18 protein-coding genes, 3 rRNA genes and 1 pseudogene are annotated in these 24415 nt (G+C 65.8%); 17 read left to right on the forward strand and 5 right to left on the reverse strand.

Annotated elements, in window-relative coordinates:
* Position 1 precedes the first annotated feature (1 nt).
* The 15 genes and pseudogenes from ASF68_RS11975 to ASF68_RS12040 all read left to right on the forward strand — a co-directional run bounded on the left by ASF68_RS11975 (position 2) and on the right by ASF68_RS12040 (position 19192).
* Entirely contained in the window at positions 2 to 1090 is a 1089-nt protein-coding gene (locus ASF68_RS11975; RefSeq protein WP_369796458.1) for a permease, read from the forward strand.
* Positions 1083 to 1895 (forward strand): TIGR03943 family putative permease subunit, encoded by an 813-nt coding sequence (locus ASF68_RS11980; protein ID WP_157580338.1) that lies wholly within the window; start codon positions 1083 to 1085, stop codon positions 1893 to 1895. Before ASF68_RS11975 ends, ASF68_RS11980 begins: the two co-directional genes overlap by 8 nt.
* A complete protein-coding gene (locus ASF68_RS11985; RefSeq protein WP_157580341.1) occupies positions 1885 to 3351 on the forward strand; it encodes a hypothetical protein in 1467 nt (488 codons plus the stop codon). Before ASF68_RS11980 ends, ASF68_RS11985 begins: the two co-directional genes overlap by 11 nt.
* Before the next feature lie 775 nt (positions 3352 to 4126).
* Positions 4127 to 5647 (forward strand): 16S ribosomal RNA (locus ASF68_RS11990).
* 450 nt (positions 5648 to 6097) lie between these two features.
* A 23S ribosomal RNA gene (locus ASF68_RS11995) occupies positions 6098 to 9214 on the forward strand.
* Between the two features lie 136 nt (positions 9215 to 9350).
* Positions 9351 to 9467: ribosomal RNA gene (gene rrf / locus ASF68_RS12000) — 5S ribosomal RNA — on the forward strand.
* Together the 16S, 23S and 5S rRNA genes form the textbook arrangement of a ribosomal RNA operon.
* 328 nt (positions 9468 to 9795) lie before the next feature.
* Positions 9796 to 10032, forward strand: a complete 237-nt coding sequence (gene rpmB / locus ASF68_RS12005; protein WP_056010522.1) for a 50S ribosomal protein L28 — start codon at positions 9796 to 9798, stop codon at positions 10030 to 10032.
* Positions 10032 to 10199, forward strand: coding sequence for a 50S ribosomal protein L33 (rpmG, locus tag ASF68_RS12010; RefSeq protein WP_056010525.1), 168 nt, complete (start codon positions 10032 to 10034; stop codon positions 10197 to 10199). Before rpmB ends, rpmG begins: the two co-directional genes overlap by 1 nt.
* A gap of 2 nt (positions 10200 to 10201) precedes the next feature.
* The gene (gene rpsN / locus ASF68_RS12015; protein WP_056010528.1) at positions 10202 to 10507 is read left to right on the forward strand and encodes a 30S ribosomal protein S14; all 306 of its coding nucleotides are present in this window, start codon (positions 10202 to 10204) and stop codon (positions 10505 to 10507) included.
* 114 nt (positions 10508 to 10621) lie between these two features.
* A pseudogene (locus ASF68_RS19410) lies at positions 10622 to 11275 on the forward strand (MFS transporter); the annotation flags it as partial.
* Between the two features lie 54 nt (positions 11276 to 11329).
* The gene (locus ASF68_RS19415; RefSeq protein ID WP_369796481.1) at positions 11330 to 12040 is read left to right on the forward strand and encodes an MFS transporter; all 711 of its coding nucleotides are present in this window, start codon (positions 11330 to 11332) and stop codon (positions 12038 to 12040) included.
* A gap of 205 nt (positions 12041 to 12245) precedes the next feature.
* On the forward strand, positions 12246 to 12527 hold the full coding sequence (locus tag ASF68_RS12025) for an HU family DNA-binding protein (RefSeq protein WP_056010531.1): 282 nt from the start codon (positions 12246 to 12248) through the stop codon (positions 12525 to 12527).
* A 194-nt stretch (positions 12528 to 12721) separates the two neighbouring features.
* Positions 12722 to 13891 carry an exonuclease SbcCD subunit D gene (locus ASF68_RS12030; RefSeq protein ID WP_056010533.1) on the forward strand — a complete coding sequence of 390 codons (1170 nt, stop codon included), beginning with the start codon at positions 12722 to 12724 and terminating at the stop codon, positions 13889 to 13891.
* Positions 13891 to 17145 (forward strand): AAA family ATPase, encoded by a 3255-nt coding sequence (locus tag ASF68_RS12035; RefSeq protein WP_056010535.1) that lies wholly within the window; start codon positions 13891 to 13893, stop codon positions 17143 to 17145. Before ASF68_RS12030 ends, ASF68_RS12035 begins: the two co-directional genes overlap by 1 nt.
* 52 nt (positions 17146 to 17197) lie before the next feature.
* Positions 17198 to 19192, forward strand: a complete 1995-nt coding sequence (locus ASF68_RS12040; protein ID WP_056010538.1) for a cytochrome c oxidase assembly protein — start codon at positions 17198 to 17200, stop codon at positions 19190 to 19192.
* A gap of 10 nt (positions 19193 to 19202) precedes the next feature.
* Here the strand turns inward: ASF68_RS12040 and ASF68_RS12045 are convergent, their stop codons facing one another.
* Complete coding sequence (locus ASF68_RS12045) at positions 19203 to 20270, reverse strand: hypothetical protein (protein ID WP_082498595.1); 1068 nt, start codon at positions 20268 to 20270, stop codon at positions 19203 to 19205.
* Positions 20271 to 20336: 66 nt separating this feature from the next.
* On the opposite strand from ASF68_RS12045, the gene ASF68_RS12050 reads away from it, so the two are divergent.
* Positions 20337 to 21596, forward strand: coding sequence for an ATP-dependent RecD-like DNA helicase (locus ASF68_RS12050; RefSeq protein WP_056010540.1), 1260 nt, complete (start codon positions 20337 to 20339; stop codon positions 21594 to 21596).
* Positions 21597 to 21685: 89 nt separating this feature from the next.
* Complete coding sequence (locus tag ASF68_RS12055; RefSeq protein WP_056010543.1) at positions 21686 to 22120, forward strand: hypothetical protein; 435 nt, start codon at positions 21686 to 21688, stop codon at positions 22118 to 22120.
* Positions 22121 to 22139: 19 nt separating this feature from the next.
* On the opposite strand, the gene ASF68_RS12060 is transcribed toward ASF68_RS12055, so the two are convergent.
* The 4 genes from ASF68_RS12060 to ASF68_RS12075 form a co-directional block, all read right to left on the reverse strand.
* Positions 22140 to 22793: a heme oxygenase (biliverdin-producing) gene (locus ASF68_RS12060; protein ID WP_056010545.1), complete on the reverse strand. Its 654-nt coding sequence runs from the start codon at positions 22791 to 22793 to the stop codon at positions 22140 to 22142.
* Between the two features lie 94 nt (positions 22794 to 22887).
* Positions 22888 to 23481, reverse strand: a complete 594-nt coding sequence (locus ASF68_RS12065; protein ID WP_157580344.1) for a hypothetical protein — start codon at positions 23479 to 23481, stop codon at positions 22888 to 22890.
* 22 nt (positions 23482 to 23503) lie between these two features.
* Positions 23504 to 23914, reverse strand: coding sequence for a DUF4383 domain-containing protein (locus ASF68_RS12070; protein WP_056010550.1), 411 nt, complete (start codon positions 23912 to 23914; stop codon positions 23504 to 23506).
* Between the two features lie 93 nt (positions 23915 to 24007).
* Entirely contained in the window at positions 24008 to 24316 is a 309-nt protein-coding gene (locus ASF68_RS12075; RefSeq protein WP_369796461.1) for a DUF2470 domain-containing protein, read from the reverse strand.
* Positions 24317 to 24415 lie beyond the last annotated feature (99 nt).

Genomic DNA, 24415 nt, shown 5'->3' on the forward strand with positions numbered 1-24415 from the left:
AGTGAGCAGGACGACCGGCACCCTCGGGGTCGACGACGACTGGACCGCACCCGACGACGACGGTGCCGAGCACTGGGGACGCACGGAGGGCCGCGATCCGCGGAACATCCGCACCCCGCTCCTGATCGGGGCCGCGCTCGCGGTGGTCGTGGGGCTCTTCGTCCTCCGGGCACTCATGCCGCTCGGCGAGGCCCTCACCCCGCCGACGGCCGTCCGGGACTTCGTCACCCTGACCCTCAGCGTCGTGGTGGAGTCCCTGCCGTTCGTCGTCCTCGGGATCGTGCTGTCGATCCTCGTGCAGATCTGGTTGCCGGACGGCTGGCTCGAGCGGTGGCTTCCGTCGCAGCCTATCCTCCGTCGTGCCTGCATCTCGCTTCTCGGCATGTTCCTCCCGGTGTGCGAGTGCGGTAACGTCCCGCTCGCCCGAGGGCTCATCGTGCGCGGATTCACGGTGCCGGAGTCGATCACCTTCCTGCTCGCCGCACCGATCCTCAACCCGATCGTCATCGTGACGACGCATCAGGCCTTCGGTTGGGACGGCGGCATCCTCGTCGCCCGTCTCGTCGGAGGGTTCCTGCTCGCGAACCTCATCGGCTGGCTGTTCAGCAAGCATCCGGACCCGAGCTCGCTGCTCACCCCGACCTTCCAGGCCAGCTGCGAGGTGACGGAGCAGCACGGGCACGAGCACACACGCATCGAACGCAGCCTGCAGCAGTTCGTCGCCGAAGCGCGCGCGATCATGCCGGCGCTGCTGATCGGTTCCGCGGTCGCGGGCGCCGTCCAGGTACTCGTGCCGAGGGATGTGCTGGTCACGCTCGGCGCGAACCCGGTGTGGTCGGTGCTCGCCATGATGACGCTGGCCGTCATCGTGTCGATCTGCTCGAACGTCGACGCCTTCTTCGTGCTCTCCTTCGGCTCGACCTTCATGCCCGGCTCCATCGTCGCCTTCCTCGTCCTCGGACCCGTCGTCGACGTCAAGATGCTCGCGCTCATGCGCACGACCTACACGACCAGGACCCTCGTGATCATCACCGCGGTCGCCGTGCTGTTCTCGGCGGCCCTCGGATTCGGAGTGAACGCCCTTGCCTGATCAGACCGCGACCCACGACCACCCGCAGAGCCGAGGCCCGGCGGGGGTGGACCCACGACGGGTCTCCCTGCTCGAGCGGCTGCGGCAACGATGGTGGGGCGTGCTGCTCCTCGTCACCGCCGCGGTCTGCATCCTCTGGCTCGCGATGACCGACCGCCTCGGTCTCTACATCCACCCGCGCTACTTCGTGTTCACGGTCATCATGGCGCTCATCGCGGTGGCGCTCGGCATCGTGAGCGTCCTCGTCCACGTCGACACGGAGGCGGTCCCGAAGCGCCGTGGTCGCACGGTGCTGCAGCTCGCTTCGGTGGTGGGCAGCCTCGCCGTGGTGGGTTCGATGGTCGTGCTCCCGCCGTCCACGCTGTCGGTCGCGACGGCGGATCAGCGCTCCGTGAACTCCGGCACGCTCGCCGGCGAGGTGCAGGGACAGGATGCGCAGACGGTCCTCACCTCGAATCCGGACTTCAGCACCTTCGGCATCAAGGACTGGGCGACCCTGTTGCGCCAGACCACCCGGCCCGCCGACCTCGAGGGGCGCGCGTTCACCGGCGTCGGTTTCGTGATCGCCGATCCGGACGCGGCGGGCGTCTTCTACGTCTCGCGGTTCGTCGTGAACTGTTGTGCCGTCGACGCGCAGCCGGTCGGGGTGCCGGTGGAGCTCGACGGGTGGTCCCAGCAGCTGAAAGCCGGCGACTGGGTCGAGGTCTCGGGGACGCTGACCGCCGGCGACGCCACCCACCCGCTGGTGGTCGGCACGGCGAAGGTCGACAAGGTCGAGGAGCCGGCGGACCCCTATGACTACTGATCGCCGTTCCGCCGTGCGCGGTCGATCGACGCGGGTGGACGCAGAGCGGAGCGGCTTCGGCCGGCTGGTCGCGATCGTGCTCGTCGCGCTCGTCGTCATCGGTGGCGGCGCCGCCGTCGTCGGTCTCACGCAGGGGCCGAAGCTCGTGCGCACCGTGGTCGATCCGACCGGTCTCGTCGAGTCGCGCGGTCAGCGCGTCGTCATGGCCGTCAACCAGCCGATCGCCGATCTCGGGGCGGATCGGGTCAGCGTCGAGCCGGCGGCGGACTTCGACGTCAGTACCGGCGACGGCGGGATCACCCTGGTCTTCCCGGAGCCGCTCGCCTACGGGACCGACTACCGGATCACCGTCGACGGCGTGACCGCTCCGGGCGGCGGGCCGTCGGCGAAGCTGACGACGTCGTTCTCGACGCCACCGGTCGAGGGCTTCTCGCTTGTCCGGGGTGAGGCGAAGCAGGGTGGTTCGGCGGGGAAGAAGCCCGAGGACCGGATCATGCGACTCGCGCTCGACGGCGGGGAGCGACAGACGGTCTACCGTGCGGCGAAGATCCAGGAGTTCGCGACGATCGGGGATTCGCTCATCGTGGTGGAGCAGGATTCGAGCGGGCTGGGTCGCATCGTCGTGGTGGACACGAGGGACGGCGCCACCCAGGAGGTGAAGCTCCCCATGGGGGGCATGATCACCTCCTTGCAGACGGCTCCCGCGCAGAGTCGCGTCGGGTTCCTCTTCACGGAGCAGTCGTTCGGTCGGGACGGCGGCGACAACCTGACGCTGTACTCGTTCGAACTGCGCTCGGGGAAGCCGACGGGCCCGGAACGGGTGGGCGGGATCGACGGAGCCGCGGTCGAGGCGGCCGAGTGGTCGTTCGTGCCGCGCACGTCGTCGATGCTCGTGCGGACGGTGGACAACTCGCTGGAGTTGCTCGATCCGGCTGCGACCACCGCTCCGGTGCTCCTCGGTCGCGCCGCCCTGATCTCGAGCTACATCCCGGGAACCACCAAGGTCGTCATCGAACAGATCGACGGCGTGGTGGTGCTCGACCTCGCCACGGGGAAGAGCGAGCCGTTCGTGCTCCCCTCGGTGGCACCCACCGAGATCCCCGGTCAGCTCGTCGCCCTCACGGAATCCTTGTCCGCGCGCATCTACGCGGACTACGACCGTGCTGCGGGGACGACGCAGCAACGCGTGTTGGCGATCAAGGACGGGGCGACGGCCGTGCTCTACACGCCGGAGCCGGGTGCGGTGGTCTGGTCGTTGTGCGCGAGCCCCAACGCGGAGTACGTCGCGGTCGTCGTGGTCCCCGACTTCGCCGATGCCGGCTTCGACGGGTACGCGAACGCGCCGATGCCGAACGGTCCGCAGATCGAGGTCGTCGAAGCCCGCACGGGGAAGGTCGTCGGTACACAGCCCGGATTCGACCTGTCCTGGTGCGCGGGAACGGGTATCGCGCAATGACCGGTCGACGTGGCCGTTTCGCCCCAGCTGGCGAGAACCGCGTCTTTCCGGGCGACACGCCCGGGATGCAAGCGGAATTTGCCACGATCCCGAGACACACGTAGAGTAATCACTCGTCACCCCAAAGGTGCGGGAAGCGGAAGAGCTTCTCGGCCTCAAGCGGGGACAATCCCCAGCCAAAAGCGAGAACATTTCGATGTTACCGTTTCAAGTCTCGGTTGGATGACCTCCTCCTGGTGTCACTCGTGCTCAGCATGACTCTGTTCGCAGAGCGGCTGAAACGCCGAGTTGACAACAAGCCGGGAAGATGTAAGATAGAGAAGTTGCCCTGCAGGGCGGTCGTGATGGCCAAAGGCAGGAGCATCCGATCCTTGAGAACTCAACAGCGTGCACAATGTCAAATGCCAAAAACCTCGTNCTCCAGGGAGTCCTCCATCTGCCGTGCTGCAGACGGAGTGACCAGACTACTGGAGGCGCGTGCAAGATGTAAGATAGAGAAGTTGCCCTGCAGGGCGGTCGTGATGGCCAAAGGCAGGAGCATCCGATCCTTGAGAACTCAACAGCGTGCACAATGTCAAATGCCAAAAACCTCGTGCAATTGATGCCTTCCTTTTCGGTTGGTTGATGTTGCGGGAGATTCCTTTGGAAAACATTTWAACAAAACAAAGCAAGTCAGTAATGATTTGTTCTGTCAGTTTCAAACTTGCATCGTGTTCACCTATTCCSGTGGCATGGTGCGCGAAATGTGCCGGTCTTCGGATCGTGCAATTCAACATTTACGGAGAGTTTGATCCTGGCTCAGGACGAACGCTGGCGGCGTGCTTAACACATGCAAGTCGAACGATGAAGCCCAGCTTGCTGGGTGGATTAGTGGCGAACGGGTGAGTAACACGTGAGTAACCTGCCCTTGACTCTGGGATAAGCGTTGGAAACGACGTCTAATACCGGATACGAGCTTCCACCGCATGGTGAGTTGCTGGAAAGAATTTTGGTCAAGGATGGACTCGCGGCCTATCAGCTTGTTGGTGAGGTAATGGCTCACCAAGGCGACGACGGGTAGCCGGCCTGAGAGGGTGACCGGCCACACTGGGACTGAGACACGGCCCAGACTCCTACGGGAGGCAGCAGTGGGGAATATTGCACAATGGGCGAAAGCCTGATGCAGCAACGCCGCGTGAGGGACGACGGCCTTCGGGTTGTAAACCTCTTTTAGCAGGGAAGAAGCGAAAGTGACGGTACCTGCAGAAAAAGCACCGGCTAACTACGTGCCAGCAGCCGCGGTAATACGTAGGGTGCAAGCGTTGTCCGGAATTATTGGGCGTAAAGAGCTCGTAGGCGGTTTGTCGCGTCTGCTGTGAAATCCCGAGGCTCAACCTCGGGTCTGCAGTGGGTACGGGCAGACTAGAGTGCGGTAGGGGAGATTGGAATTCCTGGTGTAGCGGTGGAATGCGCAGATATCAGGAGGAACACCGATGGCGAAGGCAGATCTCTGGGCCGCTACTGACGCTGAGGAGCGAAAGGGTGGGGAGCAAACAGGCTTAGATACCCTGGTAGTCCACCCCGTAAACGTTGGGCGCTAGATGTGGGGACCATTCCACGGTTTCCGTGTCGTAGCTAACGCATTAAGCGCCCCGCCTGGGGAGTACGGCCGCAAGGCTAAAACTCAAAGGAATTGACGGGGGCCCGCACAAGCGGCGGAGCATGCGGATTAATTCGATGCAACGCGAAGAACCTTACCAAGGCTTGACATATACGAGAACGGGCCAGAAATGGTCAACTCTTTGGACACTCGTAAACAGGTGGTGCATGGTTGTCGTCAGCTCGTGTCGTGAGATGTTGGGTTAAGTCCCGCAACGAGCGCAACCCTCGTTCTATGTTGCCAGCACGTAATGGTGGGAACTCATGGGATACTGCCGGGGTCAACTCGGAGGAAGGTGGGGACGACGTCAAATCATCATGCCCCTTATGTCTTGGGCTTCACGCATGCTACAATGGCCAGTACAAAGGGCTGCAATACCGTAAGGTGGAGCGAATCCCAAAAAGCTGGTCCCAGTTCGGATTGAGGTCTGCAACTCGACCTCATGAAGTCGGAGTCGCTAGTAATCGCAGATCAGCAACGCTGCGGTGAATACGTTCCCGGGCCTTGTACACACCGCCCGTCAAGTCATGAAAGTCGGTAACACCCGAAGCCAGTGGCCTAACCGCAAGGATGGAGCTGTCTAAGGTGGGATCGGTAATTAGGACTAAGTCGTAACAAGGTAGCCGTACCGGAAGGTGCGGCTGGATCACCTCCTTTCTAAGGAGCATGTGCAACGCTCGTCTGTATACAGCGAGGTTTACGTTGCCAAGTCACACTGAGACGAATGTTCTCGGGTGGCGCTCATGGGTGGAACATTGACATTGATGCAGACGTGAGAGTCTGCCAGCWAGTACGTCTTCTTCGGGGGATTGGAACGGTGGCCGGCTGGAGGGTTTGCATATGCACGCTGTTGGGTCCTGAGGGACCGGATCTTTCCTGCTTCGGTGGGGGAGGACGAACCTCAGGGCCTGTTGTTGTCGGCATACATCGCCGTCACGCAGGTACCGCCCGTACTTTGAGAACTACACAGTGGACGCGAGCATCTTAGATTCATGGCCCTTCGGGGTTGTGGATCACAAAGATCAAAACATGCTTCTTCGGAAGTGATGTTGATCATTGGTCAATCTTCATCAGGTAACTGGTGACGATCGATTCAAACTCATGTGATTTCAAATTTCTAAGAGCAAACGGTGGATGCCTTGGCATCTGGAGCCGAAGAAGGACGTAGTAATCTGCGATAAGCCTCGGGGAGCTGATAAACGAGCTGTGATCCGAGGATTTCCGAATGGGGAAACCCCGCCAGGCCTTTCAAGTGACCTGGTGACTCCCGCCTGAATATATAGGGCGGGTAGAGGGAACGGGGGGAAGTGAAACATCTCAGTACCCCCAGGAAGAGAAAACAACAGTGATTCCGTCAGTAGTGGCGAGCGAAATCGGAAGAGGCTAAACCGGGCATGTGTGATAGCTATCAGGCGTTGCATGTCCGGGGTTGTGGGACTTCTCACTCCGAACTGATATTCGGGGAGCATTAGAACGTGGTATAGACGAATGGGATTGAAAGCCCAGCCAAAGACGGTGCCAGCCCGGTAGTCGAAATGCTGCAATCGTGCGAGGAGTATCCCAAGTAGCACGGGGCCCGAGAAATCCCGTGTGAATCTGTCAGGACCACCTGATAAGCCTAAATACTCCCAGATGACCGATAGCGGACAAGTACCGTGAGGGAAAGGTGAAAAGTACCCCGGGAGGGGAGTGAAATAGTACCTGAAACCGTTTGCTTACAAACCGTTGGAGCACCCTTGTAGGTGTGACAGCGTGCCTTTTGAAGAATGAGCCTGCGAGTTAGCGATATGTGGCGAGGTTAACCCGTGTGGGGTAGCCGTAGCGAAAGCGAGTCTGAATAGGGCGATTCAGTCGCATGTCCTAGACCCGAAGCGAAGTGATCTATCCATGGCCAGGTTGAAGCGACGGTAAGACGTCGTGGAGGACCGAACCCACTTCAGTTGAAAATGGAGGGGATGAGCTGTGGATAGGGGTGAAAGGCCAATCAAACTTCGTGATAGCTGGTTCTCTCCGAAATGCATTTAGGTGCAGCGTTGCGTGTTTCTTGCCGGAGGTAGAGCTACTGGATGGCCGATGGGGCCCAAAAGCTTACTGACGTCAGCCAAACTCCGAATGCCGGTAAGTGAGAGCGCAGCAGTGAGACGGTGGGGGATAAGCTTCATCGTCGAGAGGGAAACAACCCAGACCACCAACTAAGGTCCCAAAGCGCGTGCTAAGTGGGAAAGGATGTGGAGTTGCACAGACAACCAGGAGGTTGGCTTAGAAGCAGCCACCCTTGAAAGAGTGCGTAATAGCTCACTGGTCAAGTGATTCCGCGCCGACAATGTAACGGGGCTCAAGCACGCCACCGAAGTTGTGGCATTGATATTTTTGGTAGGCCTTCGTGGTCCAGCCGTATTGATGGGTAGGAGAGCGTCGTGTGGCGAGTGAAGCGGCGGTGTAAACCAGCCGTGGACGCTACACGAGTGAGAATGCAGGCATGAGTAGCGAAAGACATGTGAGAAACATGTCCTCCGAAAGACCAAGGGTTCCAGGGTCAAGCTAATCTTCCCTGGGTAAGTCGGGACCTAAGGCGAGGCCGACAGGCGTAGTCGATGGACAACGGGTTGATATTCCCGTACCCGCGAAGAACCGCCCAAGACAATCCAGTGGTGCTAAGAGTCCTAACCCGGACGACTGATTCCCTTCGGGGATGATGGGTCCGGTCTAACGCTCGACCCCATGCTGGTGCGTTTAGCGTATTAACAGGTGTGACGCAGGAAGGTAGCCTATGCCGGGCGATGGTTGTCCCGGTGTAAGTGCGTAGGCTGAGAGATAGGCAAATCCGTCTCTCGTGAASGCTGAGACACGATACGGACCCGTAAGGGATAGTAGGTGATCCTATGCTGCCAAGAAAAGCATCGACGCGAGGTTCTAGTGGCCCGTACCCCAAACCGACTCAGGTGGTCAGGTAGAGAATACTAAGGAGATCGAGAGAATCGTGGTTAAGGAACTCGGCAAAATGCCCCCGTAACTTCGGGAGAAGGGGGGCCTGAGGCGTATTAGGACTTGCTCCGAAAGCGTTTGAAGGCCGCAGAGACCAGTGGGAAGCGACTGTTTACTAAAAACACAGGTCCGTGCCAAGTCGCAAGACGATGTATACGGACTGACGCCTGCCCGGTGCTGGAAGGTTAAGAGGAACGGTTAGCCGCAAGGCGAAGCTGAGAATTTAAGCCCCAGTAAACGGCGGTGGTAACTATAACCATCCTAAGGTAGCGAAATTCCTTGTCGGGTAAGTTCCGACCTGCACGAATGGCGTAACGACTTCCCAGCTGTCTCAACCGCGAACTCGGCGAAATTGCATTACGAGTAAAGATGCTCGTTACGCGCAGCAGGACGGAAAGACCCCGTGACCTTTACTACAGCTTGGTATTGGTGTTCGGTGTGGCTTGTGTAGGATAGGTGGGAGACTTTGAAGCTTGGACGCTAGTTCAGGTGGAGTCATTGTTGAAATACCACTCTGGTCACTCTGGATATCTAACTTCGAACCGTAATCCGGTTCAGGGACAGTGCCTGGTGGGTAGTTTAACTGGGGCGGTTGCCTCCCAAAAAGTAACGGAGGCGCCCAAAGGTTCCCTCAACCTGGTTGGCAATCAGGTGTCGAGTGTAAGTGCACAAGGGAGCTTGACTGTGAGACTGACAAGTCGAGCAGGGACGAAAGTCGGGACTAGTGATCCGGCAGTGGCTTGTGGAAGCGCTGTCGCTCAACGGATAAAAGGTACCTCGGGGATAACAGGCTGATCTTGCCCAAGAGTCCATATCGACGGCATGGTTTGGCACCTCGATGTCGGCTCGTCGCATCCTGGGGCTGGAGTAGGTCCCAAGGGTTGGGCTGTTCGCCCATTAAAGCGGTACGCGAGCTGGGTTTAGAACGTCGTGAGACAGTTCGGTCCCTATCCGCTGCGCGCGCAGGAAATTTGAAAGGATCTGACCCTAGTACGAGAGGACCGGGTTGGACGAACCTCTGGTGTGTCAGTTGTTCCGCCAGGAGCACCGCTGATTAGCTACGTTCGGGATGGATAACCGCTGAAAGCATCTAAGCGGGAAGCCGGCCTTAAGATGAGATTTCCATGCCTTCGGGCGAGAGGCTCCCAGCCAGACTACTGGGTTGATAGGCCGGATGTGGAAGAGAGGACGAAAGACTCTCGGAGCTGACCGGTACTAATAAGCCGATAATTTGATAACACTTTCTTTGTTTGAATACGAAGATGCTACGCGTCCACTGAGTGGTTCTCGATGTACGGTCGAGAACCCGCARACAACAYCACTGTGTTCGCACAGCGTGTTGGTTTGCTTGTTCACTTTGATACATCAATAGTGTTTCGGCGGCCATAGCGAGAGGGAAACGCCCGGTCACATTCCGAACCCGGAAGCTAAGACTCTTTGCGCCGATGGTACTGCAGGGGGGACCCTGTGGGAGAGTAGGACACCGCCGGACTTCTTCGTTGAAATGGCCACCCAAGGTTCTTGGGTGGCCATTTTGCGTTAACGCGGTACTGCAGGGGGGACCCTGTGGGAGAGTAGGACACCGCCGGACTTCTTCGTTGAAATGGCCACCCAAGGTTCTTGGGTGGCCATTTTGCGTTAACGAAGCACAACAGAATGCAGTTGCTTGTCGGGTCTACATGGCGTAGGCTCGATCTTTGGTGTGGACGCTCCATGTCCCCATCGTGATCACGGTTCCCGAGCTCCGGCTCGAGGACCGCGACGCCGACAAGAGATCTTGGGCAGGACACTCGTCCTGCGGTAATGAAGGAGAAACTACTATGGCAGCAGTGTGCCAGGTGACAGGAGCCGTTCCAGGCTTCGGTCACAACATCTCGCACTCGCACCGTCGCACGAAGCGCCGCTTCGACCCGAACGTGCAGAAGAAGACCTACTACGTGCCCTCGCTGCGTCGTAACGTCACCCTCAAGGTGTCCGCCAAGGGCATCAAGGTGATCGACGCTCGTGGCATCGAATCCGTCGTCAAGGACATTCTCGCTCGTGGGGTGAAGATCTAATGGCTAAGCAGCAGGACGTCCGTCCGATCATCAAGCTCCGTTCGACGGCTGGTACCGGTTACACGTACGTGACCAAGAAGAACCGTCGCAACAACCCCGACCGTCTCGTGCTCAAGAAGTACGACCCCGTAGTGCGCAAGCACGTTGAATTCCGAGAGGAGCGCTAACGATGGCTAAGAAGAGCAAGATCGCCCGTAACGAGCAGCGCAAGGTTATCGTCGACCGCTACGCCACGAAGCGCGCCGAACTGAAGAAGGCCCTGGTCGACCCCGCCGGCACCGACGAGTCGCGTGAAGCAGCTCGCGTGGGCCTGCAGAAGCTTCCTCGCAACGCTTCGCCGGTTCGCCTCCGCAACCGCGACGCCATCGACGGTCGCCCCCGAGGCAACCTCTCGAAGTTCGGCATCAGCCGCGTGCGCTTCCGCGACATGGCGCACAAGGGCGAACTGCCCGGCGTCCGCAAGTCGAGCTGGTAACAGCCACGCAGCCGGAACAGTTGTTCCGCTGACGCAGCATCGCAACACCGAACAGGCCGTCCGCATCGCGGGCGGCCCGTTCGCGTCTCCGGCCAGAGCTGCGAGGATCGGAGGCGATCCCACACCGACGAGGAGGCGCTCTTGGACGTCCGGACGCAACGAGCGATCGCACTCCTCGTCGCCGGCTGCTTCTTCATGGAGAACCTCGACGGCACCATCCTCACGACCGCCGCCCCGAGTATCGCGCGCGACCTCGGCACCTCGTCGACCGCCGTCGGCCTCGCCGTCACCGCGTTCCTCCTCACCGTCGCCGTCCTCATCCCCGTCAGTGGCTGGTTGACGGACCGCTTCGGCGCGAAGCGCGTCTTCGCCACCGCCATCGCGCTGTTCACGATCGCGTCCATCCTCTGCGCCCTGAGCTCGACGCTGCCGATGCTCGTCGGGTTCCGGGTCCTCCAGGGCGTGGGAGGCGCACTGATGGTGCCCGTGGGACGGTTGGCCGTCCTCCGCGTGACCCCCAAAGGCCGGCTCATCCAGGCCATCGCCCTCCTCACCTGGCCGGCGCTGGCCGCACCGATCATCGCGCCGTTTCTCGGCGGCGTCATCACGCAGTTCGCCTCCTGGCACTGGATCTTCCTCATCAACGTGCCCCTCGGCGTCGCAGCCTTCATCGTCGCCCTCCGCATCGTCCCCGATTTCGCCGCGGACGACGTGCCGCCGCTCGATTGGCTGGGGCTGTCGCTCAGCTGCCTCGGCCTGGCCTCGCTGCTCATCGCCGCATCCCTCGTCTCCGGCCTCGGATTCGAACCGCTCTGGTTCGCCGTGTCCCTCGCCGTCGGCCTGACCCTGCTCGGCCTGGCCGTCCGACACCTCCTCCGTGCCAACCATCCCTTCGTCGACCTCCGCTCCCTGCGCGTCGAGACGTTCCGGTTGGCGAACGCCGGCGGCAGCGTCTACCGCCTGACCATCAGCGCCGTTCCGTTCCTCCTCCCACTGCTGTTCCAGGACGCGTTCGGATGGACGCCGGTGGAAGCCGGATCGATGGTGCTGTTCCTGTTCGCCGGGAACCTGGCCATCAAGCCGGCGACCACGTGGATGCTCCGACGGTTCGGGTTCCGACTCGTACTCGTCTCGTCGAACGTCATCGGGGTGCTGTGCATGGTCGCCATGGCGTTCCTGACGGCCGACACCTCCATCGTCGTCATGGCGCTCTTGCTGTTCCTGAGCGGTGTCGCGCGCTCGGTCGGCTTCACGGCGTACAACACGATCACCTTCGCCGACGTCGAACCAGCGGACATGTCGCGGGCGAACACCCTGAACTCGACCCTGCAACAGGCGGCGAGCGGGTTCGGCGTCGCGGTGGGAGCGATCCTCCTGTCCACAGGGTTCTCGCTCGAGGCCGGTTCCGGTGGGGGTCTCCTCCTGCCCTACCAGTTCGCCTTCATCGGGATCGCCGTGCTCACGCTGTTCCCGACCATCGAGGCGTGGCTGCTCTCGCGCGCTGCCGGGCACAGCGTGATCGGCGTGCGATGAGGGTCGACGTCCGGGCCGCTCCCAGCTGGGAAACAACCGACACGCAGGTCCGTTTGTCCGCGAACAGCGGATACATCCCTGATTTCTCGCGGATTGCTGCTACATTCGAGGCGGTCACACCGACCAGTTGGTGCCGTATCAGCGACACCTTCGCTACCAACCAGTCAGCTGTACGTTGCAGCAACGTCCGAGGAGGACCCTCACAATGGCAAATTTGAACAAGACCGAACTCGTCGCCGCCATCGCCGCATCGACCGGCCAGAGCCAGGCGACCGTCGGCAGCGTTGTCGACGCGCTGTTCACCACCGTCGCTGAGACCGTCGCCAAGGGCGGCAAGGTTTCGATCCCGGGTTGGATCGCCTTCGAGCAGACCGACACCGCCGCTCGCACGGGCCGCAACCCGCAGACCGGCGCCGAGATCCAGATCCCGGCCGGCAAGCGCGTCAAGGTGACCGCCGGCTCGAAGCTCAAGGCTTCCGTCAAGTAACTCCTCGCGGACCACGGTCCGCGAGGGCTCGGCCCGGACCACACGGTTCCGGACCAGACCACGACAGCAGGGCGTCGCGAGAGCGACGCCCTGCTGTCGTTCGTGGAGGAGGACGTCTCGCGGGCAGCGACGGGTCGCGCATCCGGCCATCCGCGGACACTGCGGTGTCGGCGCATCCGCCTAGCATTGCTTCCATGCGGATCCTCCACACCTCGGACTGGCACCTCGGGCGGTCACTGCACGGCGTGGATCTGCTCCCGTACCAGCGCACCGTCCTGGAGCACCTCGAGCAGCTCGTCGAGGAACACTCGGTCGACGTCCTCCTCGTGGCCGGCGACATCTACGATCGCGCGATCCCGCCCGTCGAGGCCGTGACGCTCCTGTCGGAGTCGCTCGGGCGCCTGGCGGCCCGCACTCGCGTCATCCTCGCCCCGGGCAACCATGACTCCGCCATCCGTCTGGGTTTCGGAGCGGCCATGCTGCGGGAGGGCATCGACATCCGAGCCGACCTCACGCGCGTCGGCGAACCGGTCGTCGTCGACGACGAGCACGGCCCCGTCGCCTTCTACCCCCTGCCCTACCTCGACCCCGACACCGCGAGGGGCGTCCTCGGACCGACCGACGCGCCGCTCGCCCGTTCGCATGCCGCCGTGATGGGCGCCGCCCTCGACCGCGTGCGAGCCGACCTCGCCGCACGCCGGGAGCAGCAGCCGGTGCGATCGGTCGTCGCCGCGCACGCCTTCGTCATCGGTGGGCTCGCGAGCGACAGCGAACGCGACATCCGGATCGGCGGGGTCGACGCGGTCCCGGCTCAGCTCTTCGACGGCTTCGACTACGTCGCCCTCGGCCACCTGCACGGCGCCCAGCGTGTGGGCGCTGCTTCGGGAGTCGAGCGCATGCGCTACTCGGGGTCGCCGCTCGCCTACTCCTTCTCGGAGCGGAATCAGGTGAAGTCCAGTGTGCTGGTCGATCTCGGAGCCGACGGTTCCGTCGAGCTGCAGCTGCTGCCGGCGCCGGTCCCGCGCCGCCTCGTCGACGTGACCGGCACCCTCGCCGAGCTGGAGGGCCGTCTCGGCGATGCGGCGGTCGACGCATGGGTGCGTGCCACGGTCACCGACGACGTCCGTCCGCCGGAGCTCTACGCCGCGTTGAGTCGACGGTTCCCCCACCTGCTCGTCTGGTCGCACGCGCCGGCGAACCGATCGGAGGACGCACGGGCCGCAGCGGTCACGGCGGTCTCCGACCCGGTGGAGGTCACCGCGGAGTTCATCGAATACGCGACGGGCGCGTCGGCGACACCGCGGGAGCGCGAGCTCATCGCGGCGGCCAACGAAGCCGCCCTCGCCATGGAGGGCAGCGCCTGATGCGACTGCACCGACTCACCCTCCAAGCCATCGGCCCGTACGCCGGTGAACACACCATCGACTTCGTCGAGCTCGGCCGAGCAGGACTGTTCCTGCTTGAGGGGCCGACCGGGGCCGGGAAGTCCACGATCATCGACGCCATCGTCTTCGGCCTGTACGGCGAGCTCGCCGGCACCGGCGCCAGCAAGGATCGACTGCACTCGCATCACGCGCTCCCCGGCACGGAACCGTTCGTGGAGCTCGTGTTCGAGACCGGTTCGGGCGTGTACCGCGTGCGCCGGACGCCGGCGTATCAGCGGCCCAAGCAGCGAGGTACCGGCTTCACGCCGCAGCATGCGAGTGCCACCCTCGTCCGCCTGACGGATCCGGACGCCGCCACCGGGGAGACCCTGTCGACGCGCGCCCAGGAGATCGGTCCCGAGATCAGCCGCATCGTCGGACTCACCCGCGAGCAGTTCGTGCAGACCATCGTCCTGCCGCAGGGGGAGTTCGCGAAGTTCCTCGCCGCGGGTGGTGAGGAACGCAGCGAACTGTTGCGCTCGCTCTTCGGGACGGAGCACTACGAGCGGCTCGCGAAGCACCTCGTGGAGCAACGGCGGCAGGCGCAGCGCGACATCGAAGGGGCGAAGGAGGCGCTCGGACGAGCGATCGCCCGGTTCGCCGGGGCCGCGGAACTCGACGACGCCCGAGCGCTCGTGGATGCTGCGGGGTCGGACCGCTCAGGTGGAGTGGACCCCACTGCGCTCGAGCTCGCGGTGCCTGATCCCGGCACGAGCACCGAGGTCGGTCCCGACGCAGACCCCGAGCCCGGACCCGACGTCGAGCCGGCCGCCCTCGCCGTTCCGCTCGAAGCCGATTCGCCGGACCTCCTCGCGAACGCCGAGCGCGTGGTCGCCGTCCTCGAACGGCTCGCCGTGACAGATGCCGCCGCCGCCACCGAGGCGCGGCAGGCGCTCGATCAGGCTCGGTCCGAACACGTGGCCGCGACGACGCTGCTCGCCGCGCTCGACCGACGCGCCGAGCTGCTGCGGGAGCGCGAGTTGCTCGCGATCGACGACGAGCCCGTCGCCGCCCTCACCGAACGGGTCGCGGCGGCCGCGCGCGCCGAGACGGTCGCATCCGCGATGGCCGGAGCCACGGCGGCTGCCACCGCGCTCGACGCCGCGAGCGAGGCCCTCGCCGAGGTGGAGCGGCAGACGGACGAACGGATCGTCGCCCTGGACGACACGGGCCTCGCGTCGCGTCGCGAGGCGATCACCGTCGAGCGCGCAGGCCTCACCGCCGTGCTCGCGCTCGAGGCCGGCACCGCGGCACGCCAGCTCGTGCTCGACGGCCTCCGCGCCGAACTCGCCCAGCTCGACGACCGGCTCGCGGAACTGGCCGAGGAACAGACCCGACGAGACGCCCGTCGAGCTGCCCTCGAGGAAGCACCGCAGCGCGCTGCGGACGCCGCCGCCACCTTGGAGCGCGCGAGGGCTTCGGTGGCGCGAGCCGCCGAACGCCGGACGGCGCTCGACCAGGTGGACGCCGCGGATGCGCGCCTCTCCGGACTCACCGCACGGTTCACCAGTGCGGCGGCAGGGGCGAAGGCCGCGGTCGAAGCCGAGACCACGCTGCGGCTCCGCCGGATCGACGGGATGGCGGGCGAGCTCGCGGCAGGCTTGGTCGACGGTGAGCCGTGCAGTGTCTGCGGTTCGCTCAGCCACCCGGCTCCCGCCGCGCTCGCGGGCGATCACCCCGACGCTGACGCGGTCGAGGCGGCCGCCGCCGCGCGCGACGAGGCCGAGACCGCCCTGCACGCGGCACAGCAGGCCCGTGACCTCGCGCTCGCCGAGCGCCGACGCCTCGTGGAGACGGTCCTGACGCTCGCCGTCGACAGCGGTGAGGACCTCGCCGGAACCGAGGCCGAGGCTGCGGACTTGGGATCCGAGCACGACCGCGACACCGAGCCGGTGGCCGGGCCGGCCGGCTTCGACCCCGCGGCGGCCAGGAGCGAGGTCGACGCCGCGGTCGACGCTGCCGAGCGGCAGCGCACGGAGGCGGCCTCCGCTGCGGAACACGCCCAGGCCGAGCTCGCGGAGGCCGGTCGGCTCGCCGAGGAACACCTCGCCGGTGTGGTCGCGGAGGCGCAGCTCGTCGCCGAGCGCGCGACCCTGATCGAGCGGTCCGCGTCGGCTGAACGCGCGCACGAGCAGGCCCGTGTCGAGGTGCTCAGGGTCCTGGACGACCGGGCTCCGTCGCTGGCCGAGCTGGATGCCCTGCTCGCCTCCGAACTCGCCGCGCTCGCCGAGCTCGCCGGTGCGCGCACATCCCTCGCCGAGCGGCGTCAGCGCGACGCGGAACGGACCGTCGAGCTGGAGGCGGCGCTCGAGCGCGCCGGCTTCCCGGACCGGGCGGCAGCGGAGGCGGCGGCGATGGGCGGCGTGGAGCGCGCGAACGCCGAGGCGCGGGTCGCCGACCATCTGCGCCACACGACGGCGAACGCCCAGGCCCTCGCGAGCCCGAGCATCGTCGAGGCGGCGGACGCCGAGGCTCCGGACGTCGTCGCGACGGCCCAACGCCTGGCGGAGGCCGAGGCGGCGGCTGGGACGGCGACGGCCGCGGCCGCGGTGTCGGCACGACGCGCCAGCAATGCGGCAACGGCCGGTGCCGCGCTCGAAGCGGCGGCGGAGGAGAACGCCGAGGCCATCCGAGAGGCCGCGGCCGTGGTGCGCCTCGCCGACGTGGTGTCCGCCTCCGGCAGCGAGAACGCCACCCGGGTGACACTCGGCACCTACGTCCTGCTGCGCCGCTTCGAGGATGTCGTCGCGGCGGCGAACGCCCGCCTCGAATCGATGTCGGGTGGCCGTTACGAGCTCGTCAGAAGCGACCTCAAGGAGGGGCCCTCCCGCAGCCAGAAGGTCGGCCTGTCGCTCACCGTCCACGATCACCGGACCGATCGCCGACGCGACCCGAAGTCGCTCTCCGGCGGCGAGACCTTCTACGCCTCGCTCTGCCTCGCACTCGGGCTCGCCGACGTCGTCACCGGTGAGGCCGGTGGCGTCGAACTCGGCACGCTCTTCGTCGACGAGGGTTTCGGCAGTCTCGACCCCGAGACCCTCGACACGGTGATGGCCGAACTCGGCCGTCTCTCGGCGGGTGGCCGGGTCGTCGGTGTCGTCAGTCACGTCGAGGAGATGAAGCAGCGCATCGGCGAGCGGATCGAGGTCCGTCGGCTGGAGGACGGCTCGTCCACCCTCCTCGTCCGGGCGTGAACGGCGTCCCACTGCGGTCCGGGTTCCCAGCAGCGCCGCGTAGGCTTGCACCGTGAATCGTGCCGTCCGCCTCGCAGGTCCCGCCCTGCTGCTCCTCGTGGCGGTGGCGACCCTCCTCGCGGGCCTCGCCTTCGGTGGCGGTGCCGACGCCCAGCTGCTGGGCGATCCCGGTGCGGTGGTCCGCTGGGGCCTGCCCGTCGCGCAGCTGCTCGTGAACCTCAGCGCGGCCGTGACCATCGGCGCGCTGCTCATGTCCTGCTGGGCGCTCAGCCCGGATCGTCGTGAATACGGTGCGGCGCTCGACGTCGCGGCAGCGGGCGCAGCGGTCTTCACCGTCGCCGCCGGCGTGACCGGGTTCTTCACCTTCCTCAACGTCACGCAGGTGCCGCTCACCTTCGACGACGCGTTCGGCGCCAAACTCAGCCTGTTCTTCACGAGCATCGAGTCCGGTCAGGCCTGGCTCCAGACCACGCTCATCGCCGCGGCCGTCACTGTCCTCTGCTTCGCCGTCCGCAACCACACGGTGCTCGTGTTCGTGTTCGGGCTGTCGCTCGTCTCGCTCCTGCCCATGGCCCAGCAGGGGCACTCGGCCGAGGCCAGCGGGCACAACGCGGCCGTCACCGCGCTCGGTCTGCACCTCGTGTTCGCCGCCATCTGGCTCGGCGGGCTGCTCACGCTCGTGTTCATCCGCAAGACCCTCGAAGACGGCCGACTCGCGCCCGTGCTCCTGCGGTACTCGACGGTCGCCCTGGTGTCGTTCGTCGTCGTCGCGGTGTCCGGGTACGTGAGTGCCGAGTTGCGCATCGGCTCGCTCGACCGCCTGGGCACGCCCTACGGCATCCTCGTCCTGGTCAAGGTGTTCGCGCTCCTGGCGCTCGGCCTCTTCGGTGCGCTGCAGCGTCGGGTGCTCATCGGGCGCATCGAGCGGTCGGCGGCGGAGCGGGCGACCACCGCCACCACCCGTACCGGCACGTTCTGGTGGCTCGTCGCCCTCGAACTCGGCTTCATGGGCATCGCGTCCGGTGCCGCAGCGGCCCTGGCGAAGACCGCTCCGCCCGTCGACCAGGCGATCCCGAGCACACCCACCCCGGCCGTCCTGCTCACGGGTGAGGAGCTGCCACCCGAGCTGACCTTCGCCCGCTACTTCACCGAGTGGAACATCGACCTCCTCTGGCTGCTGGCCTGCGCGTTCGGCATCTTCTTCTACCTCGCCGGTGTCGTCCGCCTCCATCGCCGCGGCGACTCCTGGCCGGTCCTGCGGACCGTGAGCTGGGTGCTCGGGCTGCTCGTGCTCTTCTACCTGACCTGCGGCGGCATCAACGTCTACCAGCCCTACCTCTTCAGTGTGCACATGCTCGGCCACATGGGCCTGACCATGCTCGTGCCAGTCCTGCTCGTCCCGGGCGCCCCCGTGACCCTGCTCGCGCGGGCCGTCCGCAAACGCCAGGACGATTCCCGTGGCGGTCGCGAATGGGTGCTGCTCGCCGTGCACTCGAAGTTCGCGGGCGTGATCTCGAACCCCATCGTCACCGCGGTGCTGTTCGCCGGGTCGCTGTGGGTGTTCTACTACACGCCGTTGTTCCGCTGGTCCATGGAGGACCACATCGGTCACGAGTGGATGGTGGTGCACTTCCTCATCACCGGGTACCTCTTCGTCCAGTCGCTCATCGGCATCGACCCGGTCCCGTACCGACTGCCGTACCCGATGCGGCTGCTCCTGCTCTTCGCGACGATGGCGTTCCACGCCTTCTTCGGTCTCGCCATCATCTCCTCCACCGGACTCTTCCTCGCCGACTGGTTCGGGGCGATGGGTCGTACCTGGGGGCAGGTCCCGTTGCTCGACCAGCAGACGGGCGGCGGCATCGCCTGGAGTGTGGGCGAGATCCCGACGCTCGCGCTCGCCGTGGCCGTCGCGATCTCGTGGAGCAAGAGCGACGCGAAGGACCAGAAGCGCCTCGACCGCAACGCCGACCGGACGAACGACGCCGAACTCAACGAGTACAACGAGCGTCTCGCCCGGATGGCCGCGAACGACACCCGCTCCTAGCGGGCGGGCCTCAGCGGAGGTCGATGTAGAGGGAGCCGTCGTTCCGGATGGTGACGAACGCCGACAGCGTGAACGGCACGTCCTCGTCCAGGGTCGAGACGGTCCCGTCGAAGAGTGACTTCACCGCGACGACGATATGGGCGGCGCCGCCCGTCGCGGGCATCTGCCAGCCGATGTCGCCCGGCTGGACGTCGACGACGGGGTAGCTCGCGATGGACCAGACGGGGAGGTCGTCGACGCGGTCGCGGATCAGCATGCCGAACGGGCACCCCGTGGGTTGGAGCACCTGTTGGGCTGCGCAGCCGTCGAGGTACTCGTTGACCTGCATCTGCACCTCGGAGACGAACCCGGGGGTCGCGTTCGCCGTCACCTTGGCGTCGACGACGCTCGCGACCTCGGTGGTCGTGGCCGTGTCCACGGACGCCGTCAGGTACGGGGTGTCGACGGAGAAGTCCACGCTGCCCGGGGTGAAGGTGAGGAGCGGGACGGTGGAGGTGAAGGCGCCCTCGGAACCTGCTGCCACCCGGCGGCTGTCGAGCTCGAAGCCGTTCGCCAGGAACCCGGTGGTGTGCGCGACGGTCAGCCGGACGACGCTCAGGGGGCTCGTCTCGAAGCGCCAGGACGGGAAGAGGCCGAAGGTGCGTTCGCCGCTCATGATCGAGAAGGCGGTGCGGTGCGGCTGGCCGGCGAGCCGGTAGGAGAAGGTCACCTCGTGGGTGCCCGCGGTGGTCGTGACGTCGGATACGAGCCTGACGTTCTCGATCGTGCCGAGCGCTTCGCTGCGGAGGAGGGCGTCCGAGCTGTCGGCGGGGAGCCCCGCCTCCTCGAGTTCGGCGGAGCTCAGCGCGACCCCGGGGAGGGCGAGTGCCGCGGCCGCGTCATCGGCGGCGAGGGCCTGGAGGTAGCTTCGCGCGAACGACCCCGCGCCGTAGACGTCCCGGGCGACGGCCGACCAGGCTGAGAGGATGGCGGCTGTGAGCAGCGCGGCGATGCAGAGCCACAGCACGACGGCGCGCACGAGTGCACCGCGCACCGCCCCCGGGCGTCGCAGCTCCCCACGCGTCGCGACATGGCTCATCCCCACATCCTAGGCGGGCGCCTCGCGTAGGATTGGAGGGCGAAAACGGGAGGGAACCGAAGCACCATGAGCGTAGCCCTCTCCGCCGAGCAGCAAGCCGTCTTCGACCGCATCGAGAGCACGCGCGAGCACCTGTTCGTCACGGGTCGAGCGGGCACCGGCAAGTCGACGCTGCTCAACCACCTCGCGTGGAACACCTCGAAGCAGTTGGCCATCTGCGCACCGACGGGCGTCGCCGCCCTGAACGTCGGCGGCCAGACGATCCACTCGCTGTTCCGCTTGCCGATCGGGCTCATCGCCGATCACACGATCGATCAGAACGACCAGACCCGGAAGCTCCTCAACGCGATCGACACGCTCGTCGTTGATGAGGTCTCCATGGTGAGCGCCGACCTCATGGACGCCATGGACCGGAGCCTCCGCCAGGCCCGGCAGCGGCCGCGTGAGCCGTTCGGCGGCGTGCAGATCGTCCTGTTCGGCGACCCATACCAGCTCGCACCGGTGCCGGGCAGCCTCGAGGAGCGGGCCTACATCGCCGACACGTACCGCTCGTTCTGGTTCTTCGATGCGAAGGTGTGGTCCGAGACCCCGCTGCAGCTCGTCGAGTTGACGGAGATCCACCGCCAGCACGAGGCCGAGTTCAAGTACCTGCTGAACGGGGTCCGTCACGGGCAGGTCACCGCTGAGATGGCCGGACGCCTGAACGGTATGGGGGCGCGCACCCCACCGGAGGACGGCGTCATCACGCTCGCGAGCCGCAACGACACCGTCGACCGCATCAACAAGGCGGCGCTCGCGAAGCTCGATGGGAAGCCGCTCACCGCCAACGCCGAGGTCTCGGGTGACTTCGGGGGCCGCGCGTTCCCGGCCGACGAGGCCCTCGACCTCAAGGTCGGTGCGCAGGTCATGTTCCTCCGCAACGACAGCGAACGTCGCTGGGTGAACGGCACGCTCGGGACGGTCGTGAAGATCGACTCCACCGTGTGGGTCGAGGTCGACGGCGAGCAGTTCGAGGTCGAGCCGGCCACCTGGGAGAAGTACAAGTACTCCTATTCCGCGGTGACGAAGCAGCTGAAACGCGACATCGTGGCGGAGTTCACCCAGTTCCCGCTGCGGCTCGCGTGGGCGGTCACGATCCACAAGTCCCAGGGCAAGACCTACGACCGAGCCATCGTCGACCTCGGGAGCCGTGCGTTCAGCCCCGGGCAGAGCTACGTCGCGCTCAGCCGGATCTCCACACTGGACGGCCTTTACCTCTCGCGTCCGCTGCGTCCGAGTGACATCATCGTCGACACCGACGTGAAGCGGTTCATGTCGGGGCAGTAGCGTTCGCTCGCCCGTTTCTGGGCGAATCGGCGCTCGGTCGCCCGACAAGGGGCGAACGAACGGGGCCGGTAACCCTACGATTATCGGTTATGACGCATCCGATGCCACAGGGCCAGCCGCAGCCCGGTCCGATCACCGCCTGGCGCACGCTCGAGCTGCACACCAGCAAGCCGCCGTTCGCCGGGTACTGGGGGTTCATCCCGCTCGTCGTCCGCATCGACGGCTTCGAGCACCGTCCGAACTGGGGGCCGTCGCAGTTCACGGTGCCCGCCGATCGGCCCGTGCACGTGGCGTGCTCGATGGCCTGGCTGTGGGAGTTCGGCCATGCCGACTACCTGCTGCACCCCGGCGAGGCGCCGACGCTCGACTACATCGCGCCGGCGCAGCAGTGGGTCTCGGGATCACTCGCGCCGCGCGGCCAAGCGGTCATCAAGGGACGCGGCGCGCAGATCGCCGTGTACGCGGTGCTCGCCCTCGTGTTCGTCGCCATGTTCGGCGTCCTGGCGCTCTCACTGACGATGTAGTCGGACGGGAGCTCGCGGCTCAGGCGACGGCGGTCGCCTTCGCGGTCGCGAGGTCGCGGAAGAGGTCGGTGTTGAAGCGGTAGGCCACCATGACCTCCTCGATCACGCGGGCCTGCTCGTCGTCGTCCCACGGCACGGCGTCGAGTTGCTCGCGGTAGGTGTCCTTGAACTCGCGCGGCTTCGCGATGTCGCCGAAGAGGTAGAAGCCGACGCCGTTGGTGTCGAAGCCGAACTGACGCTGCATGAGGGTGCGGATGATCTGCCCGCCGGAGAGGTCGCCGAGGTAGCGGGTGTAGTGGTGGGCGACGAAGCCGCCCGGCCAGACCGCGCCGACCTCGTCGATGCGAGCCACGTAGCGGGCGGTGGTCGGGAGCGGGGTGATCTGCTCGCGCCAGTCCGGCCCGATGAGGAACTCGAGGTCCTGCACGATCGCGGGGAGTCGCGTGAGCTTGTCACTGATGAACGGTGCGGCGACGGCGTCGGCGCGCATGCGGTCCGCCGCGGCCTCCAGGGCCTCGTAGATGAAGAAGTGCTGGGCCACCAGGGCGACGTAGTCCGCCTTCGACCCCTTCCCGGTCATGAGGTCGCCCATGAAGTCCGCGCCCTCGCTGGAGGCGTGTCCGGCGGAGGTGCGCTCGCGCAGTGCCTGGGAGAAGGGGATCACAGTGCTCATGTCGGACTCCACGTCGGCGTTGTCGGTAAGGGTTGCCTAAGTGTAGCCGTCTGCGCTCTCGGAGGGGAGGGCGATTCGGCGGGGGTGGAGCTGATCAGTGGCTGCTGTGCAGGGAACCGTGCGGAACCGCGAACGCGCCGGCTCGGGTCTGCGCGAGCGCCGGCGTCGTGAGTGCCGCCACCACCGCGGCACCTGCGAGCAGGGTGAGCACGTAGCGCCCGGTGCTCGGTGCCGGACGCGGGCGGCGGCTCCGTCGGGCCACCAGCTCGTCCAGCTCGAGTTCCTCCGGTGCCGTCGCGGCGAGCGTGAGCCTCCGGAGCCGCCGTGCGAGCACGCCGGCCACCGCCAGCAGGAGGACCGTCGACGACAACGTCGGGAGGAACGGAGGAACGGTCGTGACGCCCACGGACGCCAGCCCGTACAAGACCACCCACACCACGACTGCACCCACGGCACCGACGAACGACGCACGGAGCCCCGGCACGCGGTCCCGGACGAGGACCACGGCAGCCCACAGCAGCGCGCCGACGCCGAGTGCCACGAGCGGGACCGCGCCGACGGGCGAGGACCCGGCGCCGGTCGCGACCAACACGAGACCGGCGCCGAGGGCGGCCATCGCCAACAGGCTGTTCGCGATCGAGGTCGTCCCGGAGCGGGTCATGGCGCCGTCGTCCGCCCGGGCGGTCACGCGTGCAGTCGACGTGGACATGTCAGGCCGTCGCCACCCGCGACACGCGCTTGTCGGCGGCGAGTCCGGCGCCGAGCAGGACCACCGCGCTCGCGAGGTGGAGGAAGTGGTCGGCGGTGTTCAGCGCGAGGATGTTCAGCGCCGATCCGACGATGAAGAACCCGACGACGCCGAGCAGCAGGTAGAACGCTCCGATGACCGTGTTGACGGTCTTGGCTGCGACCGCGCTGGACAGGCCCGCGATGAGCAGCGCGGCACCGATGAGCACGTGTGCGATGTTGTGCAGCGGGTTGACCTCGAAGATCCCGAGGAGGAGGCCACCCTCGGTGGTGAGGAACGGCAGGCCGCCGGCGACGATGCCGCCGAGGAGTCCGACCACCACGTAGACCGCGCCGAAGACGGTGGCGAGGAGCCGGTTGGGTGAGTGACGCATGGGAGCCTCCTGGGGTCCGTCGGGCCGCGGGTGCTTCCCGGGCATGGAGGAGTTCGGAGGTTGGACACCCGACGGTTTGGTCGCCGCCGCCGCTCAGTCGTGCGGGCGGGGCTCCACGCCGAGGCGCTCGCAGGCGGTGTCGTAGAGGGCCACGACCTCGCGGCGGATCTCACCGCGCCCGGAGATCGTGCCCGCCGGCCAGGGCACCCGTCCACCGGCAGCGGTGCCGTCGACCGTCCACGTCCACTCGCCGCCCGTCTCGTCGAGCGAGATCATTGTGGCGGCCTCGGCGGCGGGTTCGAGGAACGCGCGCACGATGAGCAGGTTGTCGTCGGGGTGGTCGCCGTTCATGTGCGCCAGGACGGCGTCGACGGTGGACTGCGGGAACGGGTTCGAGGTCACCTCTCCAGGGAACACCATCATCGGTCGGCGCACCAGGGCCGTGGGCGAGGTGCCCGGCGCGCGGCGCGCGACCGCTGCTCCCAGCCGACCCCGGTTACA

Source organism: Plantibacter sp. Leaf314 (assembly GCF_001423185.1).
Lineage (GTDB): Bacteria > Actinomycetota > Actinomycetes > Actinomycetales > Microbacteriaceae > Plantibacter.

Excerpts from the sequence above, each read along its gene's own strand:
- ASF68_RS11985 (WP_157580341.1), top strand. The coding sequence starts at position 1,885 with ATGACTACTGATCGCCGTTCCGCCGTGCGCGGTCGATCGACGCGGGTG.
- rpmB (WP_056010522.1), top strand. The coding sequence starts at position 9,796 with ATGGCAGCAGTGTGCCAGGTGACAGGAGCCGTTCCAGGCTTCGGTCAC.
- rpmG (WP_056010525.1), top strand. The coding sequence starts at position 10,032 with ATGGCTAAGCAGCAGGACGTCCGTCCGATCATCAAGCTCCGTTCGACG.
- rpsN (WP_056010528.1), top strand. The coding sequence starts at position 10,202 with ATGGCTAAGAAGAGCAAGATCGCCCGTAACGAGCAGCGCAAGGTTATC.
- ASF68_RS12025 (WP_056010531.1), top strand. The coding sequence starts at position 12,246 with ATGGCAAATTTGAACAAGACCGAACTCGTCGCCGCCATCGCCGCATCG.
- ASF68_RS12030 (WP_056010533.1), top strand. The coding sequence starts at position 12,722 with ATGCGGATCCTCCACACCTCGGACTGGCACCTCGGGCGGTCACTGCAC.
- ASF68_RS12035 (WP_056010535.1), top strand. The coding sequence starts at position 13,891 with ATGCGACTGCACCGACTCACCCTCCAAGCCATCGGCCCGTACGCCGGT.
- ASF68_RS12045 (WP_082498595.1), bottom strand. The coding sequence starts at position 20,270 with ATGAGCCATGTCGCGACGCGTGGGGAGCTGCGACGCCCGGGGGCGGTG.
- ASF68_RS12050 (WP_056010540.1), top strand. The coding sequence starts at position 20,337 with ATGAGCGTAGCCCTCTCCGCCGAGCAGCAAGCCGTCTTCGACCGCATC.
- ASF68_RS12055 (WP_056010543.1), top strand. The coding sequence starts at position 21,686 with ATGACGCATCCGATGCCACAGGGCCAGCCGCAGCCCGGTCCGATCACC.
- ASF68_RS12060 (WP_056010545.1), bottom strand. The coding sequence starts at position 22,793 with ATGAGCACTGTGATCCCCTTCTCCCAGGCACTGCGCGAGCGCACCTCC.
- ASF68_RS12070 (WP_056010550.1), bottom strand. The coding sequence starts at position 23,914 with ATGCGTCACTCACCCAACCGGCTCCTCGCCACCGTCTTCGGCGCGGTC.